At 63.5% G+C, this 18,076-nt stretch carries 14 protein-coding genes; 2 read left to right on the top strand and 12 right to left on the bottom strand.

All coding sequences use genetic code 11. The features are described from left to right. Nucleotides 1-6: 6 nt before the first annotated feature. The 3 genes from fucU to AOBCEHNH_RS06030 all read right to left on the bottom strand — a co-directional run bounded on the left by fucU (nucleotide 7) and on the right by AOBCEHNH_RS06030 (nucleotide 3,108). The gene (gene fucU, locus AOBCEHNH_RS06040) at nucleotides 7-441 is read right to left on the bottom strand and encodes an L-fucose mutarotase (RefSeq protein ID WP_152063565.1); all 435 of its coding nucleotides are present in this window, start codon (nucleotides 439-441) and stop codon (nucleotides 7-9) included. Further along, nucleotides 435-1,922, bottom strand: a complete 1,488-nt coding sequence (locus tag AOBCEHNH_RS06035; RefSeq protein WP_152063564.1) for a rhamnulokinase — start codon at nucleotides 1,920-1,922, stop codon at nucleotides 435-437. The genes fucU and AOBCEHNH_RS06035 overlap by 7 nt, the downstream gene beginning before the upstream one ends. 244 nt (nucleotides 1,923-2,166) lie before the next feature. Then, nucleotides 2,167-3,108: a DHH family phosphoesterase gene (locus tag AOBCEHNH_RS06030; protein ID WP_152063563.1), complete on the bottom strand. Its 942-nt coding sequence runs from the start codon at nucleotides 3,106-3,108 to the stop codon at nucleotides 2,167-2,169. Nucleotides 3,109-3,365: 257 nt separating this feature from the next. Between AOBCEHNH_RS06030 and AOBCEHNH_RS06025 the strand changes: the two genes are divergently transcribed. Next, entirely contained in the window at nucleotides 3,366-4,214 is an 849-nt protein-coding gene (locus AOBCEHNH_RS06025) for a histidinol-phosphatase HisJ family protein (RefSeq protein ID WP_152063562.1), read from the top strand. Between the two features lie 422 nt (nucleotides 4,215-4,636). Here AOBCEHNH_RS06025 and AOBCEHNH_RS06020 read toward each other — a convergent pair whose 3' ends face one another. From AOBCEHNH_RS06020 to metA, 4 genes are all read right to left on the bottom strand, one after another. Continuing rightward, nucleotides 4,637-5,599: an ROK family protein gene (locus AOBCEHNH_RS06020; RefSeq protein ID WP_152063561.1), complete on the bottom strand. Its 963-nt coding sequence runs from the start codon at nucleotides 5,597-5,599 to the stop codon at nucleotides 4,637-4,639. 115 nt (nucleotides 5,600-5,714) lie between these two features. Then, nucleotides 5,715-7,028: a branched-chain amino acid transport system II carrier protein gene (gene brnQ / locus AOBCEHNH_RS06015; protein WP_152063560.1), complete on the bottom strand. Its 1,314-nt coding sequence runs from the start codon at nucleotides 7,026-7,028 to the stop codon at nucleotides 5,715-5,717. Nucleotides 7,029-7,095: 67 nt separating this feature from the next. Continuing rightward, complete coding sequence (locus AOBCEHNH_RS06010) at nucleotides 7,096-9,972, bottom strand: ATP-dependent helicase (protein WP_152063559.1); 2,877 nt, start codon at nucleotides 9,970-9,972, stop codon at nucleotides 7,096-7,098. Nucleotides 9,973-10,379: 407 nt separating this feature from the next. Beyond that, the gene (gene metA / locus AOBCEHNH_RS06005) at nucleotides 10,380-11,300 is read right to left on the bottom strand and encodes a homoserine O-acetyltransferase MetA (RefSeq protein ID WP_152063558.1); all 921 of its coding nucleotides are present in this window, start codon (nucleotides 11,298-11,300) and stop codon (nucleotides 10,380-10,382) included. A gap of 204 nt (nucleotides 11,301-11,504) precedes the next feature. Between metA and AOBCEHNH_RS06000 the strand changes: the two genes are divergently transcribed. Further along, nucleotides 11,505-12,578 carry an L-lactate dehydrogenase gene (locus AOBCEHNH_RS06000; protein WP_152063557.1) on the top strand — a complete coding sequence of 358 codons (1,074 nt, stop codon included), beginning with the start codon at nucleotides 11,505-11,507 and terminating at the stop codon, nucleotides 12,576-12,578. Between the two features lie 14 nt (nucleotides 12,579-12,592). Here AOBCEHNH_RS06000 and AOBCEHNH_RS05995 read toward each other — a convergent pair whose 3' ends face one another. From AOBCEHNH_RS05995 to AOBCEHNH_RS05975, 5 genes are all read right to left on the bottom strand, one after another. Beyond that, nucleotides 12,593-13,504 carry a DMT family transporter gene (locus AOBCEHNH_RS05995; RefSeq protein WP_152063556.1) on the bottom strand — a complete coding sequence of 304 codons (912 nt, stop codon included), beginning with the start codon at nucleotides 13,502-13,504 and terminating at the stop codon, nucleotides 12,593-12,595. A 69-nt stretch (nucleotides 13,505-13,573) separates the two neighbouring features. Next, a complete protein-coding gene (locus AOBCEHNH_RS05990) occupies nucleotides 13,574-15,523 on the bottom strand; it encodes a RecQ family ATP-dependent DNA helicase (RefSeq protein ID WP_152063555.1) in 1,950 nt (649 codons plus the stop codon). Nucleotides 15,524-15,583: 60 nt separating this feature from the next. Beyond that, the gene (locus AOBCEHNH_RS05985) at nucleotides 15,584-16,216 is read right to left on the bottom strand and encodes an HAD family hydrolase (protein WP_152063554.1); all 633 of its coding nucleotides are present in this window, start codon (nucleotides 16,214-16,216) and stop codon (nucleotides 15,584-15,586) included. Nucleotides 16,217-16,365: 149 nt separating this feature from the next. Further along, entirely contained in the window at nucleotides 16,366-16,698 is a 333-nt protein-coding gene (locus AOBCEHNH_RS05980; RefSeq protein WP_152063553.1) for a RidA family protein, read from the bottom strand. A 96-nt stretch (nucleotides 16,699-16,794) separates the two neighbouring features. Next, nucleotides 16,795-18,075 carry an L-cysteine desulfidase family protein gene (locus AOBCEHNH_RS05975; RefSeq protein WP_152063552.1) on the bottom strand — a complete coding sequence of 427 codons (1,281 nt, stop codon included), beginning with the start codon at nucleotides 18,073-18,075 and terminating at the stop codon, nucleotides 16,795-16,797. Nucleotide 18,076: the final 1 nt, after the last annotated feature.

Here is an 18,076-nt window from a genome sequence, read left to right as displayed (position 1 = left end):
CCTTTGCTATTCACCTGGCCGAACAACGCCTTTTTTCACGATGATGTTCGCGTAGACGGCCTGTTCGCCCGTTGCCACGACGGCGTACGCTCGCCTGGCGCGATCGTAGAATTCCTGGCGCTCCATATAGCTCACCGTTGGGGGATCTGGCTGCGTGCGACCGATGATGTCCTCGTACGTCTTCCAGATCCCAGGCTCCTCATCGCCCTCGACCGTCGCCATAAGCGCAAGAGGGCTCTCCACATAGGTGTCGAGCGGGAGGAGCCCCAAAACGCTTTCAAGCAGCTCCGGGACGCCCAGGCCATCGGCGCGCACCAGGCGCCTGGCCAACGATGCCGCGGGGAAATTCCCGTCCGCGATGACTATCTCGTCGCCGTGCCCCATCTCGGAAAGCACCTTCAACAGCTCGGGACTAACATTCGCCGGAACTCCCTTTAACATGGGACACCCCTTCCGCCACTTTGGGCTCTCTCTTCGCGGGGGACATATACCGTCGGGCACCATGAGGGAGCGACGGCGACGCGAGCCTCTTTCAACGTCTCGAACGCACCTTGGGCCGTCATCTGCACCAAAAGATTGCCAATCGCAGATGCCTCGTGCGGACCCGCGACGACGGTTCTCCCGCACACGTCTGCCACCAGCTGACAGAGCGCCGCATTCTGTGAGCCTCCCCCAATGAGCCTGATTCGCTCGCAGGGATCGCCGGTCACGTTTTCGATCAGCTCGATCACATGCAGGTACCGAAGGGCGAGGCTCTCGTACACGGCGCGAAAGAGATCCGCGACGCCGAGGCTTCCCTCGTAGCCCGACTTTCGCGCCAAGAGTCTCAGCTTCTCCAACATGTTTCCGGGCTGCGCCAGGGAGGGCTCCTCGGTGTCGAAGACGAACGACGCCCCGTCTCGCGAAGCGACGGCGGACGCGATGTCCTCCCAGGAGAGATCGACGCCGAGCTCTTGTTCGAGCTCCGGCTTGAGCTGCTGCGCAATCCAAAGCCCCGTGCAATTCGCCAGAAGCAGCGTCGAATTACCGGCGCCCGTCTCGTTCGACAGGTTCGCGCGCTCCGCCTCCTTGGTGAGAACGGGCGCATCCCGCTCGACGCCCACCAGCGACCACGTGCCGCAGGAGATGAACACGTCTCCCGGCAGCAACTCAACGCTCGCCACCGCGCTCGCCGTGTCGTGCTCGCACACACGGACCATGCGCATGCCCGCCGCAATGTCGTCGGCTATGGCGCCGGCATCCGAACCCAACGGCTCTATGACGGGCATCGAGCTGCGGGCGATCTTGGCAAGTTCGAGCATCGCGGGGTCCCATTGCTTGACCGCGGCGTCCATCAGCTGCGTCGTCGAGGCGATGCTCGGCTCAGTGGCGCATGAACCCGTGAGCATGTGCGTGATGAGGTCCGGCACCATGAGGAGACGCAGATCGCCCGAAATAGGGCCCTCGTCGCGCACCTGGGCAACGAGCTGCGAAAGCGTGTTGATGTCGAGCATCGGTATTCCCGTGCGGGAGTACGAATCCTCACACAGCCTCTCCCGCTCGATCATGTCGGCGACACCCGCCGTCCGGGCGTCGCGATACCCCACCACGGCGCCATGGAGTCGCCCGTCAGCGTCGATCAAGCCGTAGTCAACGCCCCAGGTATCGATTCCGCACGTCGTTGCACCGAGCTCCGCCGCACGGGAAAGGCCGGCCTTCACCTCTCGAACGATCGACTCGATATCCCACACGAGCTTTCCCTGGTCATCGACAAGACCATTCGCGAATCGGTGGACCTCTCGGACGTTCAGGCCGTCACCCGCATCATATGTGCCGACCATCACGCGACCGCTGGAGGCACCCAGATCAATCGCCGCCGCACAAACGCGGGCGGGGGCGTCGCATCGACCTGCCGCCCAAGAAAACTGCGCGCACTGTGACATTTCATCCCCCCTCTGATAACGACTTTTAGCAGATAATCAAGTATTCCTATCTTGTTCATCTGTATGTGTAACCGTTTCAACTTGAACCGTTTACATTAATACCATCGCCGGGGATACGCGTATAGTTTTGAACACTTGAACGGTAGTAATTTAGGGGACAAGCGTTGTTCAGGACATTTTTGGCACGAAAAAAGGGCCCATCGATTGATGGGCCCTTCCGATTGCGGTCGAACTGTCTGTTTGGCTAATTGGCGGCCAGGATGGGTGCAGCGACCTGCTTCTTGCGGGAGAGCACGCCGGGCATCCACACGCCCTCGGCCGCATCCTCGATCTCGAGGCCCTTCTGCGCAGTGGCGGTATCGCCCTCGAGCAGGACCTGGGAGCCCTCCTCCATGATGTCGGTGATGCACAGCACGATGCCATCGGCGGCCTTCTCGGCCTGGTAGGCGCGCATAGCCTCGCGAATCTCGGGAATCATGCCGAGCGCGCGGGACTTATCGACCGTCTCGTACTGGCCGATGAGGAGCTTGGTGCCGGCGACCTCGAACATCTTGATGTCGTTGCCGACCATCTGCTCGGCGGTGAAAGAACCGGACGGACGGGTGAGAAAGACCTCCATGCCGAACTTGACCGGATCGACGCCGAGCTGCTCGCCGAGCTTGGCGGCGATGGCAGCGTCCACAGCGGTGGCGGTGGGGCTCTTGAGCATGAGGGTGTCGGTCATCATGGCGGAGAGCAGCAGCTTGGCCTGGGTGTCCGTGGGCTCGACACCCATGACCTCGAAGAGCTTGGCCACGATGGAGCAGGAAGAGCCCCAGGGCAGCGCCACGATGTGCAGCGGGGCGGCGGTGGTGAAGTCACCGAAGCGATGGTGGTCGACCACACCGAAGATGGTGGCGTTCTCGAGGCCGGCGACGGACTGGCCGGGCTCGTTGTGGTCGGTGAGGATGACGAGCTGCGGCTCAGCGCCCTCGGCGGCGGGCTCGATGGCGTCGATCAGCGTCGGAGCGGGCACGCCGGCATCCTCGAGGAGCTTGGCGGACTCGGCGGGCAGCGGCCCCAAGCAGCAGGCGGTATAGGTGTTGCCCTGGTACTCGAGCTGGTTGAGCAGCTGAGACAGGACGACGGTGGACATGATGGCGTCGTTGTCGGGGTTCTGGTGACCGAACACGAGGACGTTGGCCATGGGGTTCCTCCCTTGTTGCGAATACATAGATACAGCTATTGTAGCGCGCGAACGGCGCCGTGATGTCGTTGCAAGCGCGGTATCATACGTGCGGAATACGAACACCCCGCCCCCGCCTCGAGAGCTTGCCGCGGACGTGAAACCGCCATCGGGGGCATGCCCGCTCGCAAGTCCGCATCACGAGCGGCATCTTGTCGGCCGATTCTCCCGAATCCCGCCGCTCGTGATGCGGACTTCACCCTAAAGATTGGACCCCCATGCTCGCCGACTACCACGTGCACTCCGAATTCTCCGACGACTCCGTCTTTCCCGTGAACGACGTCTGCGCCCTCGCCATTGAGCGCGGCATCGACGAGATCTGCTTCACCGACCATGTGGACTTTGAGATCCGTCCCGACTGGGACGAGTACCGCGCCGACCCCAGCTGCGCACCTATCATCGAGAGGCAGCCGTCCATCAACGTGGATTACGAACGCTATTTCCCCACGATCGCCGAGGCTCGCGACCGTTTTGCGGGCGAGCTCACCGTGAAGACGGGCATGGAGTTCGGCGTGCAATCGCACACGATCGGGCGCTTCGACGAGCTGTTCGAGCGCTTTGCCGGCGAATGGGACTTTACCATCCTGTCCATTCACCAGGTGGGCAACCAGGAGTTCTGGAACGGCACGTTCCAGCAGGGCCGCACGCAGGACGAGTACAACATGGGGTATTACGAGGAGATGCTGCGCGTGGCGCAGCGCTTCGACCATTGGTCGGTGCTCGGGCACCTCGACCTCATCAAGCGCTATGACCAGGCCGGCCCCTGGCCGGACGCAAACGCCCGCGATATTGTGGCCGAGATCTTGGAGGAGGCCATCCGCCGCGGCAAGGGCATCGAGCTCAACACGTCGTCCATCCGCTACGGACTCACCGACCTCACCCCGAGCACCGAACTACTGCGCCTGTACCGCGACTTGGGCGGGCGCATCCTCACGATTGGCAGCGACTCGCACAAGCCCGAGCACCTCGGCGCGCACATCCCCATGATGCGCGAGCGCCTGAAGGATATCGGATTCACCGAGTTCTGCACCTTCCAGGACATGGAGCCGATGTTCCACAAGCTGTAGACAGTCGATGCGTCGCCACGCTGATCCCGTCCGATCGTGCTCCGAAGCTCTCATGGCACCCCTTTTGCTTCCCGTCATCTACCTCACATTCATCTCGCTCATGGCGCTCGCGCTCCTGGCGGCGAGCGCTTTTCGGCCGAACGCGCTGCGAAAGGCTGAGGGCCGCATGCGATTGGAAGCCGCGCTCGATTGGGAACCGTACGCGCCTGGGGACCGTGCGTGCTTGGAAGCTGTGCACGATTGGAGCTTATGAACGATTTGCTGCACGTCGATTATTGAGGGCAACTAAAACTGCAGCTCAGGGCATATACAAAAATGGAGCTTATGAACGGATCGTTCATAAGCTCCAAGCGTGACAAGAAAACCGTTCATAACCTCCAGCTGCTCGCAACCGTAATGGCAACACGACTGCAGCCGAAAGCCTACACCTCGCGAGCGGCGGCGCGCAGCGCCACGTATGCCGCTCCGAAGATGCCGGCGTCGTTGCCGAGCGAGGCGACTTCGATCGCCGTGGCGCGACTCGCGGGGAACGCGCGGGCCTCGTACTTCGCGCGCAGGGAATCCAGGAACATATCGGCCGAAGCGGACGCACCACCGCCAAGCACGTAAACCTCGGGATCCACAACGGCAGAGATAATTTGCAAACCGAGCGAGAGATAGTCCATGGTGACATCGATCGCGGCAAGCGCCGTCTCATCGCCCGCACGAGCCGCGTCGAACACCGAACGCGAATCGCTCGGACCCACCAGCTCGACAGGCTCGACACCGCGCTCCTCGCACACGCGCAGGTAGTTGCTGACCACGCCGGAAGCCGAGGCGTACTGCTCTAGGCATCCGTGCAGACCGCAGCCGCACGCGCGCTCCTCGGCCGGATTCACGCAGATGTGCCCGATCTCGCCGCCGGCACCGAACGCACCGTCGATGACATCGCCGTTCACCACCACGCCACCGCCGAGGCCCGTTCCGATGGTCACCATAACCATGCTGCGGTGCCCCTGCGCACTGCCGCGCCAGACCTCACCCATCGTCGCCGCATTCGCGTCGTTCACATAGCGAACCAACGCATGCGGGCAGCGTACCTCGAGCGCCTCTTTGAGTGCCGGGGCGTCGATCTCGATGTTGGCCGCCATGGTGATCACACCGCTTGCGGGCACCGGACAAGGCACTGCCAAGCCGATACCTCGCACGAACAGCATGGGCTGCTGCACGCCAGCCATAAGCTGTTCGATGCCGCCAATCACGGCGGCGTGGCCCTCACCGCATGCCAGCGAGGGCGTGGGAACGCTCGTCTTGCCGAGCAGGTCGCCCTCCTCGTCAAACAAGCCGAGCTTGACGGAGGTGCCCCCGACGTCGACACCGATGTAGTACTGTTTGCTCTCCGCCATAAGGTCTCCTTTCACGCCACCCAAACCGAACTGAGGCGACTGTATTGCTTCCGCTCTCGACTATACCCAGCATCGCGCGGCGTGCGCGCCACAACCCGGCAGACGGTCCCAACGCCTATTCGACGGCAGAGGAGCGGATGCCCGACACCGCAACGCCGATGACCATACCCACCAGCGCCGGAAAGACCCAATTCATGCCAAGGTCGGCGAAGGGCATCGCATCGAAGGGCAACCACGCGCCCGCGAAGAACGCATCGCGCAGAGCAGTGGCAACGCTCACCACGCCCGTGAAGCCCACAACCCACGGCCACACGCGAGGAACGAGGTCGCACCCTTTGTGCATCATCCCCATGAGCACGATCACGATCGCCACCGGATACAGCGCGTTCAACAACGGGACCGAGAACGCCAGAATCGCATCGAGGCCCACATTGGAAACGGCACAGGAGAACACGGCGAAACCCAGGGCCCACATGCGATAGGGAACACGCGGAAACGCCTCGGCGAAATACGTGCCGCAGCAGCTGATGAGTCCAATGCACACGTTCAGACAAGCGAGCAGGAAAATCGCAGCGACAACCACCGTTCCCATGGATCCGAAGTGCAAGGTGGCCGAAGCCGTCAGGATCGCGGCGCCGTTAGTTGCATCCGGCATGGCGGGGGCCACATTCAGACCCACCACGGCCAGGCCGCAGTAGATGAGACCCATGAGCAAGCCGGCGAACACGCCCGCACGCGAGACCTCGCGCGTGAGGCCCACATCATCGGTCACGCCGAGCTCGCGGATATTCGTCGCGATGACGATGCCGAAGGTGAGCGACGCAAGCAGGTCCATGGTCTGGTAGCCCGTCTGGAAACCCGCCATGACCGCATTGCCCTCATACGCGCCGTGCGTCGCACGGACGGCGTCCACGGGATTGAACAGCGCAGCGCCCACCACGGCCACGATCAGCACGATAAGCGCGGGACCGGTGATGCGCCCCAGCAGCTTGGTGAGCGCACTGGGGTGCATGGCCAGCAAGTAGGCCACGGCAAAGAACGCCACCGAGAACACAAGGCGCGCCACTTCGAGCGAAATGCCGGCAGGAAGCAGCGGCTGCAACATCTCAAAAGAGGTCGACGAGGTGCGCGGAATGGCCAAGCACGGTCCGATCGCGAGGTAGATGGCGGCGACGAACACACTCGAGAACACCGGGTGCACACGCGAGGCGAGGTCGCGAATCGTACCGGCAAGGCCGACGGCGATGATGCCGAGCATGGGCAGGCCGATTCCGGTGATGAGAAAACCGATCATGGCGGGTACGACGGCGCCGCCCGCCTGCAGGCCGAGAAGGGGCGGGATAATGAGGTTGCCCGCCCCGAAGAACATAGAGAACAAGGTGACGCCCACGAACAGGGACTGCCGGGACGTGAGTTTTGCGCTCGTCATGTGCGCCTCCCTCCGGATCGTCGTTTCTGTAATGGGAGAAACTGTATCAGAGTGGAGTGCCTATCCGCTAGACGAGTTTGACGATGGGCGCAAATCCCTTCATGAGCTTCTTCGTCTGGCCGGAACGCTCGAACTGGACCTCGATCATATCTCCGGCGGCGGAGATGACCGTACCGGGGCCGAACGTCTTGTGACTCACGCGATCGCCGGCGACGAACGTCGTTGCCGCCGCCTCGACATCCACCTTGCGCTCGACCGTTGCCGAGACGGTGCTCTTCTTGGGGCGCGGGGCGCCGGAGCCAAACGTTGCCGGCTTGCGCGATGCCGCTCCCCTATCGGAACCCGCCGTGCCCACACGGCCGGCATCCGGGCTGATTGCCGTACGGCGCTGCGTACCCGGCGTGGACCGCGTGTAGGAACCGAACACGCGGCCACCGTACATGTCCGAGCCCTGGCCCGAGCCAAAGGTTCCACGGCGATCGCCGCGCTTCTCCCAGCCGGTACCCTCGAACCCGGAAGAACCGATCCCGGAGAACTCGATGTTCTCGGCGGGAATCTCGTTCACAAAGCGCGAACGCGGGTTTGCCTGCGTGGAGCCGTAGGTGCGGCGCGTGGCTGCGTAGGTGAGGAACAGGCGCTTACGCGCGCGCGTGATGGCAACGTAGGCCAGGCGGCGCTCCTCCTCCAGCTTTGCCGGGTCGTCGTCGGACCAGCCGGCGACGTGCGGGAAGATGCCCTCCTCCATGCCTGCCACGAACACCGCGGGGAACTCCAGGCCCTTGGCGGAGTGAACCGTCATCATGGTGATGGCGTGGCTCTCCCCCGCCAGGGCGTCCAGGTCGCTGCGCAGGGCCAGCCACTCGAGCAGGGCCGGCAGGGCCCTGCAGGCAAGTGGGCCGTACATGCGTTCAACCTCGACTGCGGCGAGAGCGGCGGCGTTCGGAGCGGGAGCGGGCGCCATGGAAGGGCTCGCCAATGCATCGGACAGCGCGCTCGTGGCAGCGGTCATCGCGGTGTCCATCGGCATCGCGGCACCGGCAGGCATGGGGGCGACCTCCGGCACGTCCGCCACACCGGCGGCGCGCAGCTCCTCGAGGCTCTCGAGCGTGCCCTCGATGTCCTCGTGCGTCTCCTCGAATTCGGCGGCGACGCCCAGGAACTCCTGGATGTTCTCGGCTCGGGACTCGGCCTCCATGGTGCCCTCGGCGCGGAACGCCTGCACCAGGCCGCTCTTGTCCACGATCATCTCGACGACGTCCTTGAGCTCGCCGTCCATACGACGTCCCTCGCGCACGATGTTCGCAAAGTCGCCGAGGGCATGGCGCACCTTGGCGGAGAACATGCCCGTCTCGGCGATGGCGAGCTCGCACGCCTGGAAGAACGAGCAGGCATTCATGCGGGCCAGGTCCTCGATCTTGCCGATGGAGGTTGAGCCAATGCCGCGACGCGGGGTGTTGATGACGCGTTTGACGCTCATCTCGTCCGCGGGGTTCACGATCATCTTGAGATACGCCATGACATCGCGAATCTCGGCGCGGTCGAAGAATCGCGTGCCGCCCACGATCTTGTAGGGCACACCGGCGCGTAGGAACATATCTTCCAAGATACGGGACTGCGCGTTCGTACGGTAGAAGACGGCCATGTCGTCATAGCTGGTGCCGGCGGCGCGCAGCTTCTCGATCTCGGAGGCGATCCAGCGCCCCTCGTCACGCTCGTCGCTCGCCTGATAGGCCTGAATCTTCTCGCCGTCGCCCAAATCGGTAAACAGGCGCTTCTCCTTGCGCCGCGAGTTGTTGCGCACCACGGCGTTGGCGGCGGCCAGAATATGGCCGGTCGAACGGTAATTCTGCTCGAGCTTGACCACCTTGGCCTGCTTGAAATCCTTCTCGAAGTCGAGGATGTTCGAGATGTCGGCGCCGCGCCAAGAGTAAATCGACTGATCGTCGTCGCCCACGACCATGAGGTTCTGGTACTTGGCGGCGAGCAGGTTGGCGATCTCGTACTGGACATGGTTGGTGTCCTGGTACTCGTCGACACTGATGTAGCGGAAGCGCTCCTGGTACTTCTCGAGCACCTCGGGGCGGGTGCGCAGCAGCTCGAGCGTGCGCACGAGCAGATCGTCGAAATCCATGGCGTTCGCGGCGCGCAGGCGGCGCTCCAGCTCCAGATACACCTGGGCAGCCTTCTGCTCCTGCGGCGAGCTCGCCTTCTCGATGAACTCCTCCGGGCCGATCATGGCGTTTTTGGCCGTGGAGATCTTGGAGCGGATCATGTTGATGGGGTACTGCTTTTGCTCGATGCCCAGGTGGGTCATGATCTCGCGCACCATGCGGCGGGAATCGTCATCGTCGTAAATGGTGAACTGGCCGGTGTAGCCGAGCAGATCGGCATCCTCGCGCAGCATACGCACGCACATGGCATGGAAGGTGCACACCCACATGCCGCGCATACCGCCGTCGGGCAGCATGGCGGAGAGACGCTCGCGCATCTCAGCAGCAGCCTTGTTGGTGAACGTGATGGCGAGAATCTGCCAGGGGCGAATACCCAGGTCGCCGATCATGCGGGCGATACGGAACGTGAGCACGCGCGTCTTGCCCGATCCAGCGCCGGCGAGTACGAGCAGCGGGCCCTCGGTGGTGAGGACCGCCTCGCGCTGTGCGGGGTTGAGCGTGTCGATGTCGACGAGGGGACGCGCCGGGGCGGCAGCGTTCGGGGCCGGGGCGGCAGCGTTCGGGGCCGCAGCGTACGCCGGGGCGGCAGCGGGGGCGTACGACGGGGCTGGGGCCGGAACGACGGGGGGCGCGGGCTCATAGTCCACGGGGATGTAGTCGGCGGGAACCTCGACATGGTCGGGCGTTGCGCCATACGCGTCGAGCGGCACGAGGTCGGGCTCGGGGGTCGGAACGGGAGCGGGGGCGTCCCAGAGGCCAGGCTGATTCGACATACACTCTCTCCAAAACACACGAGGGCCGACACAAGGCCGGCCTTCAATTTGATCTCATTCAGTATACCGAGGCGTGCGGATAGAAACGCCCCGGGCGCGCGGATGAACCCCTTCTCCGCAAGAGGGACCACACGCGGGCGATTTGCAGCCCGTGCAAAAATGCAGCTTATGAACGATTGGAGCTTATGAGCGATTTTGATTTTGCCTCACGGTACGGCTCATCAAAAGCCCAGGTAGAAAGCGTGCAAAATCGCAGCTTATGCACGAATCGTTCATAAGCTGCAAAAATTGCCAGCGAAATCGTGCATAAGCTCCAAGGGCCCTGCGCGTCCGCCGCAGGCCGCACGCCCGCCCCGTCGCGGTCGCGCTCCCGTCACAGGCCGCAGCCCCCTGCCACCGCAGCGCGCTTACGCGCCGACGCGGGTCACGTCGTAGGGCGTAGTCTGGTACACGTAGTAGTTGAGCCAGTTGGTGTAGAGCAGCTGGGCCTGCGCGCGCCACGAGCACAGAGGCTCGCGCGCGGGATCGTCGTCGGGGAAATAGTTCACCGGCACGTCCGGGTCGATTCCGGCGCGGACGTCGCGCTCGTACTCAAGGCGCAGCGTGTCGGCGTCGTACTCGGGGTGTCCGAACACGAAGAACCGTCGGCTGTCCAAGCTCTTCACCAAGTACAGGCCCGCCTCATCGGAGCTCGCGATGACCTCGAGCTCGGGATGCTCGCGCACGGCGTCCTCATCAACGCCGGTATAGCGCGAGTGGACGGCAAAGAAGCGATCGTCCAGGCCGCGGACGAGCGGCGAGCTCGGCTTTTCCAGACGGTGCCCGTACACCCCCGAGAGTTTGGCGGGCAGCTCGTGCTTGTCGATCCCGTAATGATGGAACAGGCCCGCCTGCGCGCCCCAGCAGATATGCAGCGTGGAGTGAACATTGGTGGTGGACCAATCCATGATCTCCACGAGCTCGTCCCAATAGTCGACGTCCGCGAAATCGAGCTGCTCGACCGGGGCGCCGGTGATGATCAGCCCGTCGAAGCGCTCGTCGCGCACCTCGTCGAACGTGCGGTAGAACGTCTCGAGATGCTCGGGCGAGACGTTCTTCGCCTCGTGGCTGCGCGTGCGCAGCAACTCGACCTCGATTTGCAGCGGGGTGTTGGAGAGCTTCCGCATGATCTGCGTCTCGGTGGCGATCTTGGTGGGCATGAGGTTCAAGATCAGCACGCGCAGCGGACGAATGTCCTGGTGCAGCGCACGATACTCGGTCATGACGAAGATGTTCTCGCTCTCGAGCGCCGCAGTAGCGGGCAGGGCGTCGGGGATGCGAATGGGCATGGGGCCTCCTTGATTCACGTCCCCCTATGGTACGACACAAACGTGCGCGCTGGGAGATTGGCTCGATGCGAACCGGTGCCGGAGCGAGCCGCGCGCCACGGACGCCGTACGTGCGCGCCCGCGCCGCGCCCGCAACCCCGCCGCACCCGCTGCACCTGCAGAGCCCATCACGCCCGGAACGCCCGCCCCCATGCCGCCACCACAATGTGTCAGAACGGAGTCGTGTCACTTTATCTCGGCGCAGCGCTATGCGCGAATTACAATTTCCCTTACGCGAACTTCGGCCGAAAGGACTCGGATATGTACCAGACTCGAAAGATCGGCGTGATCGGCCAGGGCCACGTGGGCGCGCATGTCGCCAACAGCCTGCTGATGCAGGGTATCGCCGACGAGCTCTACCTGTGCGACATCAATGAGACGAAGGTGACCTCCGAGGTCCAGGACCTGCGCGACTCACTCAGCTTCGTGCCGTACAACACCAAGATCGTGAACTGCGGCGACCGCTACGAAGAACTCTCCTGCTGCGACATCGTTGTCAACGCCGCAGGCAAGGTCGCACTCGCCGCGACCAACCGCGACGGCGAGCTGTTCTACACCACCGACGCCGCGCGTACCTTCGCCAATCGCGTCGTCGACGCCGGGTTCGACGGCATCTTCGTGAGCATCTCCAACCCCTGCGACGTCGTGTGCACCGAACTCTGGCACCTGACCGGCTATGATCCCAAGAAAATCATCGGCTCGGGCTGCGGTTTGGATTCAGCGCGCCTGCGCACCGAGATCTCTAAGCAGATCGGCATCTCGCCCAAGTCCATCGACGCGTACATGATCGGCGAGCACGGCTTCAGCCAGATCGGCGCGTTCAAGGCGGCGACCATCGCCGGCAAAAAGCTCAGCGAGCTCGAGGCCGAGAACCCCGAGAAGTACGCGTTCGATCACATGCAGATCGAGGAACTCGCACGCAAGGGCGGCTATGTGACATACGCCGGCAAGCAGTGCACCGAGTACGCCGTCGCCAACTCCGCCGCGCGTGTCTGCGCCGCCGTTCTGCACAATGAGCACGCCGTTCTTTCGGCCTCCACCCTTATGACCGGTCAATATGGCGAGGAGGGCATCTTCACCTCGCTGCCGTGCGTGATCGGAGCCGAAGGCGTCGAGGAGGTCTACACACTCGATCTTTCCGAGCGCGAGCTCGAAGGCTTCCACAAGAGCTGTCAGCACATCCGCGACAACATCGCCCAGCTTGATTGGTGGGACGAGGCAGCCTGGAACGCCAAGTAGCCGCGAGACGCGCCTCACGCGACGAGCGGCATCATGATGATGATCATCGCGAAGCCCAACAGGTCGGTCGGTGAGAACACGACGCCGATCCACAGTGCGCTCAACACCGTGGCGGAAATGGGTTCGACCGTGGAGAGCATCGCAGTCTTGAGCGATCCGATCTCGTGCACACCCTGCATATAGAAAAGGTACGAGCACCAAGTGCCCAAGGCCACAAGCGCGCCGAAGACCACCCAGCACGAGATGTCGAACGAGGCGACGGCCTGCCCCCAATCGGGCACGAACGGAGCGGCGATGAGACCGACCAGCAGCATGGCCCAGCCATTCACCGCCGAAACACCGTAGGTGGAGAGGATCTTGCCGGGAAACACCGCAAGGCCAGCGCCGCCCAAAGCGGCGAGCAGGCCGAACGCGAGACCCGCGGGCGGCAGCGCCATCTGCGAGGGGTCCCCGCCGGTGGTGATGAGGAAGGTGCCGGCAAGCGCGAGGATCATGCCGATGACCTCGCGACGCTTGGGCGCTCGTCGGCCGATCACGCACGCAACCGCCGCAACGGGCAGAAGCTGCAGGCTCTGGAGGACCGTTGCCGTGGCGGAGTTCGTCGCCTGAATGGCCATGAGGTAGGAGAACTGGTTGAGAAACAGCCCCGCGCCCGCGAAAAGCAGCAAATCGCGCACGGCGGACTTGTCGCGCAGCAGCTCAAAGGGACGGCGATCGCCGCGCGCAACGGAAAACAGCAGGAACAGGATGCCCGCGAGGATCATACGCACGCTCATCACCCACATGGGGTCGATGCCGCTCGAGCGGAACAGATAGCTCACGGCCGTACCGGAAAAGCCCCACAGCGCTCCGCCCACCAGGGCGCACGCCATGCCGTGCAGGTTCATGTGATACGACCCGCCATGCCTGTCCGTTCGACCCTCCATTGACCGCCCCTTCTTGCGCTTCGGCTCACTTCGTTTGACACCAATAATGTCACATTCGAGCGGCGCGCTCTACCGCACGCTCGCCTCGTAATCGGCAATCGCGGTAAGAAAGGCCGCCCCATATGCGTCGGCCTTCTTCTCGCCGATGCCGGGAACGTCGAGCAGCTCCTCTCGCGTGGCCGGTCTCTTGCGACACATGCCGCGCAACGTGGCATCCGAGCAGATGATGTACGCGGGAACCTGATGCTCGTCGGCGAGCTCCCGGCGCAGATCGCGCAGCTCCTCGAACAGCTCGGCATCATCGCCCACGCGCGAGCGGGCATCCAGCGCCGCCTCCTCACGCACCAAATCGACGGCGCGCCGCGCACGGCTGGCCGACTTGGTCTTCGAGGCGCGTTTCTTCACGGTGAAGGCAAACTCGCCCGCATGCTGCGGCGCCAGGGCCTCATCGGCGCGAGGGCCGAGGCCCACCACCGGGAAGCGCCCCTGCGACTGCACCAGGTACCCGCAGCCCACCAACTGGTCCACGACCTCCTTGATGCGCTTGAGAGGGACCTCGCCCACAGCGCCGTACCCGGGAGCGTCAAACAAGTTGAACTGCCGGATCTTCTCGGTATTCGCACCATGCAGCACATCGGCAACGAGCGCCTTGCCAAAGCGCCCACCCGTCGCGGCGACCATCCGCAGGGCGGAGAGCGCGACGTCCGTCACATCCTCGACCTCGTAGTGCGTCAAACAGTTGGAGCAGTTTCCGCACCCATCAGATGACGAGGCCCCGCCGGTCTCGATGCCAAGAGCCCCCTCGTCGCCGAAATACCGCAGGATGTAGGCGCGCAGGCAACCGGTCGTTTGGCAATAGCCCTCCATCTGGGCGAGCAGGCGATAACGGTTCTGACGCGCAAACTCGCGCTCCTCCGGACTCAACGTGTCGTCCGGCACATCCTTCTCGATGAAAAAGCGACGCAGGCTGAAATCATGCCCGTTCCAAAGCAGATAGCACGCCGCCGGATCACCGTCGCGCCCCGCGCGGCCCGCCTCCTGGTAATACGCCTCGATGCTCTCCGGCACGTTGTGGTGGATCACGTAGCGCACGTTCGGCTTGTCGATGCCCATGCCAAAGGCGTTCGTAGCGACCATGAGCGGCGCGGCGTCGGCGATAAAGGCCGCCTGCTCGGAAGCGCGATCCTGTTGCCCCATACCCGCGTGGTACCGCGCGACCCGGATGCCGTGCGGCCCCAGGACACGGCCGAGCTCGTCGGAGAGTTCGTCCACCGCCTTGCGCGTCGCGCAGTACACGATGCCGCTCTCGTCCTTGTGGGCGAGCGCGTAATCGCGGATCCAGGTCGCCTTGGCCTTGTCTCCCATCTCCTCCACGTTGAAGGAGAGGTTCGCACGGTCGAAGCCAGTCACCACCGACTGCGGCGAATGGAGCCCGAGCATCTCGGAGATGTCGTCGCGTACGCGGTTCGTCGCCGTGGCCGTAAAAGCCGCCACCACGGGGCGCTGGGGCAGCGCGTCGATGAAGTCGGCGATCGCGAGATAGGAGGGCCGGAAATCCTGGCCCCATTGGGATACGCAGTGCGCCTCATCGACCGCGATCAGGGGCAGGCCCAATCCACCGGGCTGGGCCAGGCACTGGGCGAATTCGACGAATCGAGGATCGGACAGACGCTCGGGCGCCACGTACATGATCTGATACCAACCCTCCGAGGCGCGCTTGAGCACCGTATTCTGCTGGGCGGGCGTGAGCGAGGAGTTGAGATAACTCGGTCGGGCGCCGACTTCCTTGAGTGCGCGGACCTGGTCGCCCATGAGCGAGACGAGGGGCGAGATGACCAGGGTGAGCCCCTGCAGCATGAGGGCCGGGACCTGATAGCAAATGGATTTGCCCGCGCCCGTGGGCATAACGCCCAACGCGTCCTCACCGGAGAGGATGGCAGAAACCATCCGCTCCTGACCCGGACGGAAGAAGTCGTAGCCAAAGTACTGCTTGAGTGTCTGCTTTGTCCCGTCTATCACGCGCCGCACCTTTCGCTTTCGATACCGCACACGATGATAGCCGTTCGTGCAGATCGAACTCTAGCGGTCCAGATAATTGAGAACTCCGCTGATATCGACGATGCGAGCATCGGCCTCGGATTGGTCGACGCCCGGGGCGCTCGGCACAAACGGGGCAAGGACGAACGCCCCCGCAGCCCGACCGGCGGCAATGCCCAGAGGAGAGTCCTCCACCACGAGCACCTCGTCAGGATGAACCCCGAGCGCCTCCATGGCACGCAAGTACACATCGGGCGCGGGCTTATGGTTCTCGCACTCCTCACCGCTCACGGTGTAGTCGAACAGCTCCGTGAGGCCCGTCTCATCCAGGAAGCGGTCGATGAACTTGCGCGGCGACGAGGAGGCCAGCGCGGTGAGGATGCCCCGAGCCCGAAGCGCCTCGAGGGTGGATCGTACTGCGGGATAGACGTAGTCCGCGTAAATCATGGGCTCATCTTTGAATCGCTCGACAAATTCGACCGCGAGTCGCGCGCGGCGCTCTGCGTCATTCGGCTCCACCGTGCGCCAAATCACATCGTTGTTCGAGCCGTAAAAATCCGGGAACCCGGACGCGTCGATTCCCCGCTCGCTGAAGAAGATCTGGCGACGACGCTCATACTCGGCCTCGCTGTCCATCAGCACGCCGTCTTTATCGAATAGCACTGCTTTGATCATGTTTCTCCCATCAGGTCGCTTGTGGTTTCAAAGGCGACATGCCCCAAGGCGAATCCGGCGGCACGGCCTCACGAGGTTGGGGCGATAATACGAGCCCATACAAAAACAGCCCGGCGCCCCTCAAAGCGCCGGGCCGCCCTGACAGGGGGCTAACGGATGGTCTTGCCCATGCAGTCGACCTCGACTAGGGCACCGCCGACCAGGCCCGTCACACCGAAGGCGCTACGGACCGGCAGCTGCTCGACACCCTCGAAGTACACGGCATACGCCTCGTTGACCTCGGTGATGTTTTCGATCTGGGTGGTGAAGACGCTCATCTTGCGAATCTGGTCGCGAGTGATGCCGGCCTCGGAGAGGATGGCGTCCATGTTCGCGAGCGAAGACGCGGTCTGCTCCTTCAGGCCCACGGTCATATCGCTGGGCAGCTGACCGGAAACGTAAAACGTACCGTCGTCGTCAATGCGGATGGGAGAAAATAACATGACAGAACCTTTCTGAGTCAAAGCTGAGTAGCACAGAGGAACCGGGGTCTTCGACCCTCCTCCATGAGGGCAACCGCGGAACGGAAGATATCGCGGCTAGGCCTTGAGCTGCTTGGCGAGCATGATGGAGAGGATGGCCTCATCGGTCTGGGCAAAGCCCTCGCGCATGAGACGACCGATGTTCTTGATGGTCTCCTCCGCGTCGTCAAAGATAATGCCGTCCTTACTGGTGGGCGAGATATCGGCAAGGGCGAGCGTGGAGCTCTGGATAGCGGCGGAGGTACCGGCACAGATTTTGAGCGCGCAGGTGGCCTTGGCGCCGTCGCAAATCATGCCCGAAAGCGTAGCCAGCATGTTGTTGACCGCAAACTTGATCTGCTGCAGGCCACCGCCCTGCAGATAGGTCATGCCACAGCATGCGCCCGTGCCACCTGCGATACCAGCACCGCACAGCGGCGACAGACGGCCCATGTACTCCTTGATGTGAATAACGGTGAGGTCGGAGATGACAATCGCGCGGGCAATCTCCTCCTCGCTAGCGCCCAGAAGCTTGCCGAGCTCGATGATAGGCATGGAGCTCGCAATGCCCTGGTTGCCGCTGCCCGCGCACGTCATGATCGACAGCGGACAGCCGCCCATGCGAGCATCGCTCGCAGCGGAAGTGGCGGACATGATGCGCAGGGTCGCGTTGTTGAGCAATGCACCGCGGCAGCTGGAGCCCGCACCCACGCGGCGGCCAACTTCGAGGCCGTAACCGCCCTTGAGGCCCTCCTCACTCACACGGGTGTTCATCGGGACGCAGTCCAGGATGAACGCGATATCCTCGAAGGGCGCGGTAGTAGCGAATTCGAAAATGTTCTCGAGCGTGAGGCCGGTGCCCTCGTCAGCGTCGCCCTCACCCACGGGTATCTTCTGATCGAGCAGAACCTCGTGATTGCGCTCGACGCGCACGACGTTGGTGTGGTCGCGACAGATGATGACACGCGCAGAATCGGTGCCGTCGGCGACGACGGCCTCGATGTAGAGGACCTCGGACGTGGCCTTCTGCTCGACGTGAATCGCTCCGGCGTCGACCAGGCCTCGAGCGGTTTCGAGTTGCTCGGGCGTGAAGCCGGAGAGCACCTCGAGCTTCTTCTCGGACTGCTTGACCACGGCTCCCAGAGCGGCGGCGATGTCGATGCCGACCATGCCGGTGCCGGGAATGCCCACGCCGAGGGCGTTCTTGATGATGTTCGCGCTCAGCTTGAGATCGATATGGGAAGCTTCGCCACCCAGTTGCTCGGCCGCGATGGCAACGGCATACGCCACGGCGATGGGCTCGGTGCAGCCTTCAGCCGGGACGACTTCCTTCTTCAGGAGTCCGATGAAATCGACCATG

This window comes from Collinsella intestinalis (assembly GCF_902501455.1).
Classification (GTDB): Bacteria; Actinomycetota; Coriobacteriia; order Coriobacteriales; family Coriobacteriaceae; genus Collinsella; species Collinsella intestinalis.
This window is presented reverse-complemented; position numbering and strand designations above follow the sequence as displayed.